The organism is Brevibacterium linens, assembly GCF_003999335.1.
Taxonomy (GTDB): domain Bacteria; phylum Actinomycetota; class Actinomycetes; order Actinomycetales; family Brevibacteriaceae; genus Brevibacterium; species Brevibacterium linens.
Window position 1 is genome coordinate 3,071,063 of record NZ_CP026734.1, and the last position, 12,545, is coordinate 3,083,607.

13 protein-coding genes are annotated in these 12,545 nt (G+C 62.1%); 7 read left to right on the top strand and 6 right to left on the bottom strand.

Annotation, left to right across the window (positions count from 1 at the left end):
- Window positions 1–42 precede the first annotated feature (42 nt).
- Both fdhD and CXR29_RS13905 read right to left on the bottom strand, forming a co-directional pair.
- Complete coding sequence (fdhD, locus tag CXR29_RS13900; RefSeq protein WP_127364847.1) at window positions 43–924, bottom strand: formate dehydrogenase accessory sulfurtransferase FdhD; 882 nt, start codon at window positions 922–924, stop codon at window positions 43–45.
- A gap of 15 nt (window positions 925–939) precedes the next feature.
- Window positions 940–1,473 (bottom strand): MogA/MoaB family molybdenum cofactor biosynthesis protein, encoded by a 534-nt coding sequence (locus CXR29_RS13905; protein WP_101556047.1) that lies wholly within the window; start codon window positions 1,471–1,473, stop codon window positions 940–942.
- Window positions 1,474–1,707: 234 nt separating this feature from the next.
- On the opposite strand from CXR29_RS13905, the gene CXR29_RS13910 reads away from it, so the two are divergent.
- From CXR29_RS13910 to CXR29_RS13935, 6 genes are all read left to right on the top strand, one after another.
- Window positions 1,708–2,187 carry a DoxX family protein gene (locus tag CXR29_RS13910; protein ID WP_101556048.1) on the top strand — a complete coding sequence of 160 codons (480 nt, stop codon included), beginning with the start codon at window positions 1,708–1,710 and terminating at the stop codon, window positions 2,185–2,187.
- A gap of 230 nt (window positions 2,188–2,417) precedes the next feature.
- Window positions 2,418–2,864: a MarR family winged helix-turn-helix transcriptional regulator gene (locus CXR29_RS13915; RefSeq protein ID WP_101595530.1), complete on the top strand. Its 447-nt coding sequence runs from the start codon at window positions 2,418–2,420 to the stop codon at window positions 2,862–2,864.
- A gap of 62 nt (window positions 2,865–2,926) precedes the next feature.
- Window positions 2,927–4,162 carry an LLM class flavin-dependent oxidoreductase gene (locus tag CXR29_RS13920; RefSeq protein WP_241241465.1) on the top strand — a complete coding sequence of 412 codons (1,236 nt, stop codon included), beginning with the start codon at window positions 2,927–2,929 and terminating at the stop codon, window positions 4,160–4,162.
- Window positions 4,159–4,725 carry an NADPH-dependent FMN reductase gene (locus tag CXR29_RS13925; RefSeq protein WP_101556050.1) on the top strand — a complete coding sequence of 189 codons (567 nt, stop codon included), beginning with the start codon at window positions 4,159–4,161 and terminating at the stop codon, window positions 4,723–4,725. The genes CXR29_RS13920 and CXR29_RS13925 overlap by 4 nt, the downstream gene beginning before the upstream one ends.
- 252 nt (window positions 4,726–4,977) lie before the next feature.
- Window positions 4,978–6,174 (top strand): calcium:cation antiporter, encoded by a 1,197-nt coding sequence (locus tag CXR29_RS13930; RefSeq protein ID WP_101556051.1) that lies wholly within the window; start codon window positions 4,978–4,980, stop codon window positions 6,172–6,174.
- 125 nt (window positions 6,175–6,299) lie between these two features.
- A complete protein-coding gene (locus CXR29_RS13935; protein ID WP_082018769.1) occupies window positions 6,300–6,767 on the top strand; it encodes a PaaI family thioesterase in 468 nt (155 codons plus the stop codon).
- Between the two features lie 423 nt (window positions 6,768–7,190).
- Here CXR29_RS13935 and CXR29_RS13940 read toward each other — a convergent pair whose 3' ends face one another.
- The gene (locus tag CXR29_RS13940; RefSeq protein ID WP_127364848.1) at window positions 7,191–7,805 is read right to left on the bottom strand and encodes a hypothetical protein; all 615 of its coding nucleotides are present in this window, start codon (window positions 7,803–7,805) and stop codon (window positions 7,191–7,193) included.
- A 7-nt stretch (window positions 7,806–7,812) separates the two neighbouring features.
- On the bottom strand, window positions 7,813–7,953 hold the full coding sequence (locus CXR29_RS18070) for a NucA/NucB deoxyribonuclease domain-containing protein (RefSeq protein ID WP_420897597.1): 141 nt from the start codon (window positions 7,951–7,953) through the stop codon (window positions 7,813–7,815).
- A gap of 143 nt (window positions 7,954–8,096) precedes the next feature.
- Between CXR29_RS18070 and CXR29_RS13950 the strand changes: the two genes are divergently transcribed.
- The gene (locus CXR29_RS13950; RefSeq protein ID WP_127364850.1) at window positions 8,097–9,488 is read left to right on the top strand and encodes an IS1380 family transposase; all 1,392 of its coding nucleotides are present in this window, start codon (window positions 8,097–8,099) and stop codon (window positions 9,486–9,488) included.
- 165 nt (window positions 9,489–9,653) lie between these two features.
- Here CXR29_RS13950 and CXR29_RS13955 read toward each other — a convergent pair whose 3' ends face one another.
- Together CXR29_RS13955 and CXR29_RS13960 are read right to left on the bottom strand one after the other, a co-directional pair.
- Window positions 9,654–10,979, bottom strand: a complete 1,326-nt coding sequence (locus CXR29_RS13955) for a NucA/NucB deoxyribonuclease domain-containing protein (RefSeq protein ID WP_127364851.1) — start codon at window positions 10,977–10,979, stop codon at window positions 9,654–9,656.
- Window positions 10,976–12,250 (bottom strand): IS256-like element ISBli2 family transposase, encoded by a 1,275-nt coding sequence (locus tag CXR29_RS13960; protein ID WP_009882371.1) that lies wholly within the window; start codon window positions 12,248–12,250, stop codon window positions 10,976–10,978. The genes CXR29_RS13955 and CXR29_RS13960 overlap by 4 nt, the downstream gene beginning before the upstream one ends.
- Window positions 12,251–12,545 lie beyond the last annotated feature (295 nt).

Genomic DNA, 12,545 nt, shown 5'->3' on the forward strand with positions numbered 1-12,545 from the left:
GGACGGGACAAGCCCTTCTTACAGGCAATCGCTTCGGCGAGGTCAGGCCACGCGTTCGGGATACGAGTACGCGTTGAACCTGCCCTTGCGGTTGAAGCCGATGACGCTCACGCCGACGTCCTTGCCGTAGTCGACGGCCATCGCCGAGGGGGCGCTGACCGCGGACATCATCGGGATGCCGGCCATCGCGCACTTCTGGACGAGTTCGAACGACGCCCTGGCCGAGACCTGGAGCACCGTCGACCGCAGCGGCAGGCCGCGATTGGCCATGGCCCAGCCGATGACCTTGTCCACGGCGTTGTGGCGGCCGACGTCCTCACGCCCGATGAGCAGCTCGGGTTCTTTCTTCAGGTCCTCGCCGACGGCGAAGAGTGCGGCGGCGTGGACTCCCCCGGTCTTGTCGAAGATCGCCTGCGTCTCGCGCAGTCGGTCGGGCAGTTCGCCGATCCGGGCGGCGGTGATCAGCGGCGGGAATTCGTACTCCCCCTGGTCCTCGACATGAAAGGAAGCGGGGATGAGAGGGAACGCGGAGGTCTTCGTCACGGCATCGGCGGCCGCGGTTCCACAGATTCCACACGAGGATGAGGTGTAGACGTTGCGGGCAGGCGCCGTCTCGGGATTCCAGATCCCAGGAGCCAGGCGCACCTGGGCCACGTTGTAGTTCCGGCTGCCGTCGGGGGCGAGTCCGGCGGAGAAGTTGACCTCTTCGATATCGTCCATCGAGGTCACGACCGCCTCGGAGAGCAGATAGCCGGCGATGAGTTCCACGTCGTGCCCGGCGGTGCGCATGGTCACGGTGTACGGCTCACCGCCCAGCTGGATCTCCAGCGGCTCCTCCCCTGCCAGGGAATCCGGGCCGGCGGAGATCTCACCGGTGGCGTCGAACTTATACACCCGGGCTCGCACGGCCTTGCGCATCTGCATGTTCTCGTTCCTCTCTCAGACTCGAGGACCGTGGTCGGTGGTGTCCTCGACGGAGGTCTGGATGTGTTCGAGGAGGTCGTCGATGACGGTGATTCCGTCCTTGACCCCACCCCTCGAACCGGGGAAGTTGATGACGAAGCTGCGTCCACGCACTCCCGCGACTCCGCGGCTCATCACCGCCGAGGATGTTGATTCGAGGCCCTTGCGCCACATCGCATAGATGAGGCCCGGGGACTGGCGTTCGAGGAGTTCGGCAGTGAACTCCGGAGTGCGATCATCAGGGGCGAGCCCGGTACCGCCGCTGGTGACGATGACGCGAGGGCGGTCGGCTTCAGGGGTGTCGACGAGGAGTTGCGTGAGTGCGTCGCCGACAGGTTCTCCGTCGCGGACGACGATGGCATCGGGAGTCTCATAACCGCGGCCGCGCAGCCAATCGACGAGGATCGGTCCCGTCGTGTCCGTGGCCTCTCCCCTGGCCGCCGAGGTGGAGGCGATGATGACCGCAGCCTTGCGTCCCGCTCCGAGGAGTTCGCCGTTCTCTCCGCTCACCTATTTGCCCTCTTCCCAGTTCAATTCCAATTGCGCCCGTGGGCAGCGCATCAGGTGCGTGCGCCTGCTCGCGGTCTCTGCGCTCACCCGCGAGGCACAGTCTTTGCCTCCATTGTCCCACTCCGGTCGGGGATGGCCAGAGCAATGACCACGCCCGGGCTGAGGGAATTCAGCGTCTTGCCATGTTCGGCACATACGGTGTGATTGCAATTTCAACCAATTTTGGAGATCACCGTGTACGCAACGACCGGACTGCCGACCTCTGCCCGCGACATCATCACCCTCATCGCCCGGATCGGCCTCGGCGCGATCTTCATCGCCCACGGGTGGCAGAAGTTCAACGAGTGGACTATCCCGGGAACCAGTGATTCGTTTGCACAGATGGGAGTGCCGATGGCCGATATCGCGGCCCCGGCTGCCACGTTCATCGAGCTCATCGGCGGAGCGCTGCTCATCCTCGGCGCGCTCACTCCCCTTGTCGGATTCCTGCTGGCGGCCGATGTCATCGGTGCCCTGATCATCGTCCACCTCACCCCGACCCCGTTCGTCGATCAGGGAGGCTGGGAACTCGTTGCGGCACTGGCCGCCGGCGCCCTGCTGATTGCCGCCGCAGGTCCTGGCCGTCTGAGCGTCGACCGCGTCCTCTTCGCCCGCAAAGCAGGCAAGGGACGCAAGCGCTCGAGCGCCTCTCGCGCCGTGACTGCCGATGCCTGAGCCGCTGGCTCGAAGCTTCCCACCTCGGTCAAATGGTGGTCACGTTCGGACACTTTCCTCCACCGGGAGGCCTCCGAACGTGACCACCATTTGCGTTCCAGGCTACGCAGGCGTGCGCGCCCCATCACGCACAGCGCAGGTAATGTGAAGGCAAGCCGGGATGGCCGCTTGCGGTGATCCACGCAGCCGACAAACACAGCTCGCAGCCAACGCAAGCAGAAGGAGTCACGATGGACGACCTCGACCTGAGCACGCTCATCTGGCTGCGCATGGCTCGATTCCTCCAGAACAGCAACCAGCTCTCCAATGAGCATCTGCGCCAATTCGGGCTCACCGTCGCGCAGTTCGAAGCCCTTGCTCATATCCGGAATTTCGAACCCATCACCCAGTCCGAACTCGCCACGGGTCTGACCGTCAGCGGCGGCGGGATCTCCCGCATGCTCACCCGCCTCGAGTCCGAGGGCCTGATCTCCCGAGAACAGGACTGGAAGACCAAACACATCTCGCTGACGCCCAAGGGCCGCGAACTCCTCGAGCGCGCGTTTCCCTCGCAGCAGAAACAGCAGGCGTCTCTGTTCGACGATTCTTTGAGTGAGGACGAGAAGGTGCAGCTGCACGCACTGATGAAGAAGCTCTACGACACCAGTCGGAAGCGCGGTGAGAACGCGCGGGAATAATCCCGCCACCGTCTCAGTTGACATGGCAAATGACATTTCCGTCGCCGTCACGAGGAGACACCTTGAGCGAGTCCGCCCAGCAGCACAACGCCCCACCGCAGCACTCCGGAACAACTGAATCCCAGCCATCACAGCAGCCGAACTATATGCACGAATTCGGTCTCGACCGAGGTCAGGGACTGCAGTTCGGCATCTACAGCCTCGGCGATCATCTGCCTGATCCGCACGACGGATCACGCGTCGACGCAGGACAGCGCATCCACGAATTCATCGGCTATGCCCAAACCGCGGAGGCAGCCGGACTCGACTTCGTCAGCCTCGGCGAGAGCCATCAGGAGTTCTTCGCCTCGCAGGCCCATGCCGTCATCCTCGGCGCGATCGCCCAAGCCACGGACACCATCCGGATCGGCAGCTCCTCGACGATCCTGTCGACCTCGGACCCGGTCCGCGTGTTCGAGAACTTCGCGACGATCGACCTCATCTCCGGCGGCCGCGCCGAACTCGTCGCCGGTCGCGCCTCCCGGGTCGGCCTGTTCGAACTCCTCGGCTACGACCTGCGCGACTACGAAGAGCTGTATGAGGAGAAGCTCGATCTGCTGCTGACAATCAACCGCGAGAAGCGAGTGACCTGGTCCGGTCAGTTCCGGACACCGCTCAACGATGCCGAGGTCCTCCCCCGCCCCACCGGGCAGGCGCTGCGCATCTGGCGTGCCGTCGGCGGAGCGCCGGCGAGCGCGGTGAAGGCAGGACTGGCCGGGGTTCCCATGGTCATGGCGCACCTCGGCGGGACCACCTCGGTGTTCAAGGGCACCGTCGATGCCTACCGTCGCGCGGCCGCTCATGCCGGATTCGATCCGGCGACCCTGCCGATCGCCACGGCCGGATTCTTCCACGCGGCCGAGACCTCGCAGGAGGCGCTGCGGGGAATGTATCCGCACATCAACGAGGGGATGAAGCGCACGAACGGACAGGGCATGCCCAAGCAGCACTTCGCGCAGAGCGTCGACCCGGCGTCCATCGCGAACATCGGCAGCCCGCAGCAGATCATCGAGAAGATCCTCCACCAGCATGAGGTCTTCGGTCATCAGCGCTACCTCGCGCAGGTCGACTTCGGCGGGATGCCGTACGCGGAGGTGATGAAGCAGATCGAGATCATCGGCACCGAGATCCTGCCCGCCGTGAAGAAGTACACCGCCACCGCGCCTGCGGATTCTGTCTCCGAATCCGCCGGTCCCGCATCCGGCCCTGCCGGTTCCGCTGGCTCCGCTTTCGACTCCGCCGAGGAGGCCCTGTCATGAAGCTGGTTCTGCTGTCCGGGTCGAACGTCGGAACGAAGACCCGGACCGTGATCGATCACCTCGCCGAGGCGGTCGCCGCCTACGACCCCACCATCGACGTGAGCGTCATCGACCTCGCCGAGGTGGACATGATCTTCGCCGACGGGCGGAACTTCACCGAGTACACCGGTGACACCGGTCGGGTGGCCAAGGAGCTCATGGCCGCTGATGCGATGATCATCGGCACCCCGATCTTCCAGGCGTCGATCCCGGCGGCGCTGAAGAACGTCTTCGATCTGCTGCCGACGAGCGCCTTCCTCGACAAGGTCGTCGGCGTCATAGCCACGGCCGGTTCGTCGAAGCACTATCTCATTCCGGCCCAGCACCTGCTGCCGATCCTCAGCTATATGAAGGCACAGGTAGTCCAGCCGTATGTGTTCGTCGAGGGCAGCGACCTTCACCGGGGCGAGATCGTCAGCCACGACGTACTCCAGCGACTCGACCGCCTCGTCGAGGACACGATCGTGCTCACCCGCACGTTTGCCTCGATCCGGGAGGAGCGGGACGCCGCCTACGGGTTCTGATTTCGGGTTCTCAAGCGCCAGCCCTTCTTGAAGTGACCGCACCCGGCCAAAACGGCACTGGTTGAGTTGAATAGCACCGTTTCAAACATGGGCTATCCAACTCAAACTGTGCCGTTGCGGCCGGTGCCCCAGACCACCGGATTTGCCGGGCAAGACGCCCCTGGATAACCTGACAGCGGCAGGTACCAACCGGGACGACCCGGCTGAGTGAGACTCACGATGAGGACGGCCTCAGAGACAGGAAGACCTCTCATGACCGCCGCCCTCCGCACCATCATCACGCCGACCGCAATCCTGCGACTCCTCCTCGGCTGGGGCGTGTTCATCGCCCTGCAATTCACGAGCTCCCTGCTTGCGCAGCCGGTCCCCCTGCCGCTGCTCGTGACCGCACTCGTGGTCATCATCGCGGTCATCCTCATCTGCGCTTTCGGAGTCGTCACCGAGGCCGAACACTTAGCGAACCGCCTCGGCGATCCCTACGGCTCGCTCGTGCTGACGATCTCGATCTGCCTCATCGAGGTCATTCTCATCGCCGCGGTCCTGCTGGGTCCCGGCGACCACGCGACGATCGCCCGCGATTCGGTGATGGCGGTGTCGATGATCATTCTCAACGCTGTCATCGGCCTCTGCCTGCTCGTCGGCGGACTGCGCCACGGCGCACTCACCCACAACCGCACCGGTGTCTCGAACTACCTGGTCATGATCGTCGTGTTCGCCGCCCTCGCATTCGCCGTGCCCGCCCTGATCGGCACCCCCGATGGGGCCTACGAGATCCGGCAGGAGATCCCGATCATCGTGGTCACCGTCGGTGCCTACGTGCTCTTCCTCTACCGACAGATGGGCCCGCAGGCCCACGAATTCATCGAGGTGGCCCCCGTCGGGACTGCTTCGTCAGGTGCCTCATCGACTGCAGGAACGACGCAGTCCTCCCCCACCGAGGCAGCCGACCAGGCCGACGACGCACCTCAGGGAATCGTCGAGATCCTCTCGACCCACCGCGTGGAGATCGTCGTTCGGCTGTTTCTCCTCGTCGCCATGGTGCTGCCAATTGTGCTGCTCTCCCATGACATGGCCACGCTCCTCGATGACGGCCTGGGCCGCCTCGGCGCTCCTGTTGCTTTGTCAGGGGTGGTCATTGCGATGATCGTGTTCCTGCCGGAGACGCTCACGTCTCTGCGCGCGGCGTGGAACGGGGAGATCCAGCGCGTGAGCAACCTCTGCCATGGAGCACAGGTCTCCACGGTGGGGCTGACGATTCCGACGGTGCTGGTCATCGGCATGCTCACCGATCAGCCGATCGTGCTCGCCGAGTCACCGATCAACCTGGCGCTGCTGGCGATCACCCTGCTGGTCTCTGTCATCGGTTTTTCCGCCAAGAAGGTCACGGCTGTCCAGGGGGCCGCTCATCTCATCATCTTCGTCGTGTTCGGTCTCGCGCTCTTCGCGTAAGAGCGGACTGACCGAGCGGACGCGATCTGCGTCAAGGTTTGAGCTGCCCGGAGGGCGGACACCCGACTGCGGTTCGGGAAATGTAGTCTGGCGAGGACAACACATCACCGACCTCAGGAGATACGATGACCGACCGGGCCCCGTCCGCACAGCAGGAATCCACGCTGCAGAAGTCGGCACTGCCCGATGTCTCCCTGGAGGGCTCGAGCCGGTTTGTCGCGGCGACCGGACTTATCGTCGAAGAGGTCAGCACCACCTCGGTGCGCGGTCACGCCGACCTCGACGAGCACCACCACACTCCGTGGGGCGTCGTCCACGGCGGCGTCTACACCTCCATCGTCGAAAGCGCCGGCAGCATCGGAGCGAGCCATGCCGTGGCAGAGCGCGGTGAGTTCGCTGTCGGAGTCCACAACGCCACGGACTTCCTTCGCCCGACCTCGGCGGCCCGGGTCACGGTCACCGCCGAGGCGCTCCACCAGGTCCGCAGCCAGCAGCTGCGGGATGTCGTCATCGCCGATTCCGCGACAGAGAAGGTACTCGCCCGTGGTCAGCTGCGCCTGCAGAACGTGCCGCTGCCGACCGACGCGAAGTAGGTGCGCACTGGACCAAACAAAGCCCCCCCCCACACACACATGGCTGGGGCACCGTCGAGACTGCCACGCAGTTCCTCCGCGAGGTGCGAGATGCCTGTCGGTACGAGCTGCCGGAAGAAGTGGACGTGTCTTGGTGAACGACAACAGATTAAGCGCATGGATCTGCGACCGTCGTCACCGCCAGCGTGCGGCAACGCCGGGGCCGTGGGAAGACAGATCTCAAACCGATTGAAAGAGCGACGGCGCCTCTCTTCTTTTGCAGTCAAGATTCATTGAATAGCCCGGCCCCACAGTTAACTTGTGGGGCCGGGCTATCTAACTCACAGTGCCGTTCGTCGTGTGGCAGAGCATGAAGCGTGGCCGTGCTTTGAAGCTCGGGCCGTCAGTTGAAATAGCGATACACGGACGGAGGTCGACGAGAGGTTATTCTCCAGCGTCCCTGAGGTTTTGTGCAATCAGATCCTCGCGGTCTGGATCGCCCATGCCGAGAGTGACGTATCCGGATCCGCTGAACGTCTCCGAGTTCCTCTCATCCTCGCCGGCTTTTGCCGAACTCATTCTTGTGACCGTAGGTTTATTCGGCTCAGACGGCCACACCTGCACAAGGACATGATCGTTTGGAGTGCCGTCGGGTTCGATCAGTTCGTCGCTACCCGACTTATCTCGACCTCGCACATGAATTCGCACTCGGTAGTCTCGACCGCTTTCAAGCATGTCCGCGTCAGTGCCTGGCTCGTCGGCTTCGCCACCGTCGCTGAAGATGCCGATCAGTATCAAAGGTGCTGCTTCGGCGGCTCGCACGCTCAATTCGACAACATCTTCCCACTCCTGGGCCGGGCCATCTGGGACGCTACCGAGAACTTCGAACGCTGCGTCAACTGGCCCGTACATCGCGCCAGTGTGCAGGGCAATTCCACCTTCGTCGTCAATCGATACCGTTCCTCCGAGAACTGTGTCGGACGTGTCCGTCGCTACAAGAGGAAGCAGATCGAGTCTCCAGTTTTCAGTTTGGGCTACCTGCTTGTACATGTCAGTCATCTGCCTCTTAAAGAATCTGGACGAAGAATGAATCGCCTGTCAGGACGCGGCTCTCTTTAAAGAACTTGCTGAGCTCAGAACCTGCCGCGGAATTTTCCTTCTGGGGAATCATACATGCGCTGTATCCTTTTCCACCCTTAGCCTTGATCCACCGATGCGAGTAGCAGGATCAAGCCGTTCGTGGAATGGAAATGCCCCTCCTGAACTGGGAAAATGATGATGTTCTAAGTCAACATTCCCGTTCAAGAAAGGGGCACCTCTCAGGTGCTATTCAACCACACGCCCGCGTCTGTGTCTCACTCCTTCGACGATGCGAACCTGACGGCCACTACCGGGCTGGTCCCGATCATGGGCCTCGCCCAGATGGCGGGCCTGCCAGACCTCGCCGACGACAGGTTGACCGTGACCACCACCGGAGCCGACAAGGGCGCGAACCCGGCACCGAAACTGGCTACCCTGGTCGCGGGAATGGCTGCCGGGGCCGACTCGATCGATGACATGAACATCCTCCGCCACGGCGGCATGCAACACCTCTTCGATCGTGTCTACGCGCCCTCGACCCTGGGGTCGTTCCTGCGCTCGTTCGCCTTCGGCCACGTCCGGCAACTCGACGCGATCTCTTCCCGTTTCCTGACCAACCTCAACGAGCACACACCGCTGCTACCAGCCAGCGAAGACACTGGACAAGCGATGGTGTTCGTCGATGTCGACGACACCGTCATCGATGTCCACTCCGCGTCGAAGCAGGGAGCTGGATTCGGCTACCAAGGCAGTCGTGGCCTCAACGCACTGTTGGCGACCGCATCGACGGGCGACTCCGGCCAGATCATCGTCGGCCAGCGCCTGCGCAAGGGCTCAACCTCGTCAGCCCGGGGTGCTGACAAGTTCGTCGCCGACGCTTTGGCCACCACGGCCCGAATCAACTCCGGCCTCCCAGCCCTGGTCAGGGCTGATTCGGCGTACTACTCCTCGACTGTGACCAAAGCCGCCCGGGATGCCGGGGCTGAAGTATCGATCACGGTCCGCATGGACAAGAAGGTCAAAGCAGCGATCGGAACAATCAGCGACGGCGCATGGACTGGCATCGAATACCCCGAAGCGATCTACGACGAAGAGACCAGGGCCTGGATTTCGAAGGCCGAAGTCGCCGAGGTCCCGTTCACCGCATTCACCTCGAAGAAGAAGTCCCTGCACGCCGCCGGCCGCTTGGTGGTCCGCCGCATCCCTGAACTCAACGAGACCAAACGCACTGCCGGGCAGGACCCATTGTTCGACTTGTTCCGCTATCACGCGTTCTTCACCACGGTGGACAAAGACCGTTTCGACACCGTCGCTGCTGATCACATCCACCGCAAGCACGCGATCATCGAGCAGATCAATGCGGAGCTGAAGAACGGTGCCCTGGCACATATGCCCTCTGGGGTGTTCAACGCCAACGCCGCCTGGGTAGCAGTCGCAGCGATCACACACAACCTGCTGCGGGCTGCTGCCGGACTCATCGGTGGACGGATGAGCAAAGTGCGCGCTCAGACGCTGCGGACACGGATCATCGGCATCCCGGCCCGGATCGCTCACCGGGCCAGGAAGCTGATTGTGCACCTGCCGAGACGGTGGCCGTGGGCGACGGAATTCGCACGACTCTGGCACGCGGCTCTGAGCCCACCTACACGATCATTGTCCTGACCGATTCGCTCCTGCTCGAGCACGACGCCGCAGGGTCTGGAGGAGACCCCGGGGAATCATCTATGTGGAAGAGACCGGTGAGAGACCGGGACACTACTTCCTGCCCTCGCACCGCGTTCGCACTCGAATCCGAGTGAGCCCCTTGCCATCAAGCGAATCGGTGGATCAAGGCTTAGCACCGACCGGATACGCTTTGTCGGAGATCTTGCATTGGCTGAACGTGCGCCCTGTACCACCGCCGTAATAGGCGCCTTGCTGGGTCGAGGCGAACGGGTATTCATCGCATGAGTAGCCGGACGGTCGCTTGAGCCGTGACGGGCAAGCCTTTGAGCGGTTCTTGGCCGACGACTGTCCCGGCTTCAGCCTCTTGAGCGCCGTTGATTTTCCGGGGAGTCCGCTCTTCTGTGCATCGGTGACGTGCTTGGCGAAGTTGGGGTGAGAAGCCCGGTCATATCCGATTGCGACCTGGCCCTTAGTCATGATGCATCCGGCGGATATTGACTTGTACTCTCGATCGCACCGCACTGGGCTCGCTCCGGCATAGTTGAAGGGCAGCACCTGTGCGACTCTTGGGTGCTTGATTGTGAGGTTCCACGACAGGTTCTGATTCGTGCGGGCGGATTTTCCAGTCCAGTTGTAATAGCTTTCGGCGCTGAGAGTCTTTCCAGCCTTCAACGCCTTTCCTGCCAGCGACGTTAGAGCTCCCGTGCGAGAACAACTTCCGCTGCATTTGGGTGTGTTGCCGACGATCGAGAACTGGTTTCCTGTCCCCGATGTCTTTGAGGTCACGAGTGTGAGCTGGTTTCCGATGCGGGTCTGATTAGTTGCGCTGTACTGGTAGACGTAGGCAGTCCCGGTGAGTGTTCCCAGCACTGCTCCCTTCCCTGAATGATGCTTGATCGTGAGTGGAACACCGACGCAGCCGTTGGTTCTGTCAGACGATCGAACCCCGGACTTGCAAAGATTCTTCGGCAATGGAAGTGCCGCGTGCGGTTTCAGCCCAGACTCTTCCTGTTCTCCCAACGTCACGCAGATACTTGCCCCATCGGGGTCCTTGGAACAAGTTGTTTCAGCCTTGATAGGTTCCGTACTCTGTCCGGATTGTGCCCGTGCTGACAGGCCTTTCTGATCCTCAATCTGTGACGGATCGATGACAATTCGCTCCTGGGCTGGTGCTTGCCCCTCTGAGGGCTTCTCGGCAGCAGTGCTGCTCTGTGCTGGGCCGAGAAGGCCAGATGCCAACGTCAGAAGTCCAATCACTGTCGCAATAGCGAAGTTCAATCGCCCTGCTCTCGTTTCTACCATGTATTCAGTTGCCTTATTTTCGTGTTTCATTAGATGGCCTCGAGGATCGAATGCTTCCGGCACCCCATTTGACATCCCCCAAATGGAGTAGATTTCACAGAAATCTGATGTCAAGTCCCTTTTCGTGGTGTTCTTCGGTAGTTCCTTTAACTTGGTATTAAGCAGCGGGGTCGGGCTACGAATCACGCGGTCAGCGGCATCACCACCCCGACCGGGTCGACCTCGGTCTGCCCATGCAACACCGTCACGAGTTTGCGCATCGAGATCTCCGACAAATAGCGTCTCTCACCGTACTGCCATTCCTCGTGCTGTTCCTGCAACACGGCCCCGATCAACCGAGTCACCGACTCCCGGTTCGGAAAGATCTGAACGACATCAGCACGGCGTTTGATCTCCCTGTTCAACCGCTCGATCGGGTTATTCGACCAGATCTTCTGCCAATGCTGCCTGGGCATGGACACGAACGCCGTCAAATCGACCTCGGCGGACTCGAGCATGTCGGCGATGTCGGGAAACGACGCCCGCAGACTCTCAGCGACTTGCTTGTACTGGGCAATGACGGCCTCGGCTGTGGTCTGGGCGAAGATCGTTGAGATCAACGCGTTGACCGGCTTCGAGTGCGCACTGCCAAGGCGCTGAGTGACGTTACGAGCGAAGTGGACTCGACACCGCTGCCACCCAGCACCGGGCAGGATCGCTTTGACCGCGGCCTTGATCCCCGAATGAGCATCAGAGATCACCAGCGCGACCCCTTCGGGATCAGTCTCGGTGCTCACCTTCAACCCCCGCTCACGCAGCCCACGCAGGACCTGTGTCCAGAAGTCCGTGGACTCGGCATCTCCGACACTCATGGTCAGGATCTCCCGCCTGCCCTGTGATGAGACACCCGTGACCACAGCCACGGCCTGAGACACGACACGACCCCGGTGGCGGACATCGACATAGGTGGCGTCGACGAAGAGGTAGGGAAACCACGTGTGATCGAGTCGACGGGCCAGGAACTCGGCCACTGCCTCGTCGATGTCGGCACAGATCCGCGACACCGTCGACCGAGAGATCCCGGACTCGTTGCCCAAAGCACGCACAAGGTCATCGACCTTCCTCGTCGAGACTCCGTCGATCCAGGCCTGGCAGATGACGGCGTAGAGGGCCTTATCGACCCGCCGACGGGGATTGAGCAGGGACGGGAAGAACGAGCCTTTCCGTAGCTTCGGGATCGCCAGGTCGACTTCTCCCGAGGGAGTTGCCAGGGTCTTCTTCCGCGACCCGTTACGGCGTGTTGAACGGTCTTCGCTGCGTTCGTAGCGGGCGGCACCGATCGTGGCGGTGGCTTCGGCTTCGATGAGGTCCTGGAGGCCAGCTTGGAGCATTTGCCTAAACACGTCGGAGTGGGCGAGGTCAGGGTCGGTCAGGACTTGGTTGATCAGGGTCGACACGGCAGAATTGGGGTCAGCCATCGTGGGATGCCTTTCGTGAGGTTCTTGGCGGAACTACTAGCGGGATCCCACGATGGTTCTTCACATTTTTGGGGGTGAAGTCCCTGGTGGGAATGCCACCACTCTATGGGACTCACCCAAATCTGATGACGTTGGCGGTCGCTCGGCACGCGCTTCTGTAGACTTCCTCGGCAGTTGAAGAAAGCTAAGGCACGCCGACCGGAAAATCCGCGTGCTGGCTCTGCCGGATTGCCGATGGCGAGAGTTTTGCTTAGCCGTATTCCGACGTCTCGGTTGTGGAAAAGATGGTCGCCGC

Bases quoted from the DNA above. Each gene is read 5' to 3' on its own strand.
- fdhD (WP_127364847.1), bottom strand. From the start codon at position 924: ATGCAGATGCGCAAGGCCGTGCGAGCCCGGGTGTATAAGTTCGACGCC.
- CXR29_RS13915 (WP_101595530.1), top strand. From the start codon at position 2,418: ATGGACGACCTCGACCTGAGCACGCTCATCTGGCTGCGCATGGCTCGA.
- CXR29_RS13925 (WP_101556050.1), top strand. From the start codon at position 4,159: ATGAAGCTGGTTCTGCTGTCCGGGTCGAACGTCGGAACGAAGACCCGG.
- CXR29_RS13930 (WP_101556051.1), top strand. From the start codon at position 4,978: ATGACCGCCGCCCTCCGCACCATCATCACGCCGACCGCAATCCTGCGA.
- CXR29_RS13935 (WP_082018769.1), top strand. From the start codon at position 6,300: ATGACCGACCGGGCCCCGTCCGCACAGCAGGAATCCACGCTGCAGAAG.
- CXR29_RS13940 (WP_127364848.1), bottom strand. From the start codon at position 7,805: ATGACTGACATGTACAAGCAGGTAGCCCAAACTGAAAACTGGAGACTC.
- CXR29_RS13960 (WP_009882371.1), bottom strand. From the start codon at position 12,250: ATGGCTGACCCCAATTCTGCCGTGTCGACCCTGATCAACCAAGTCCTG.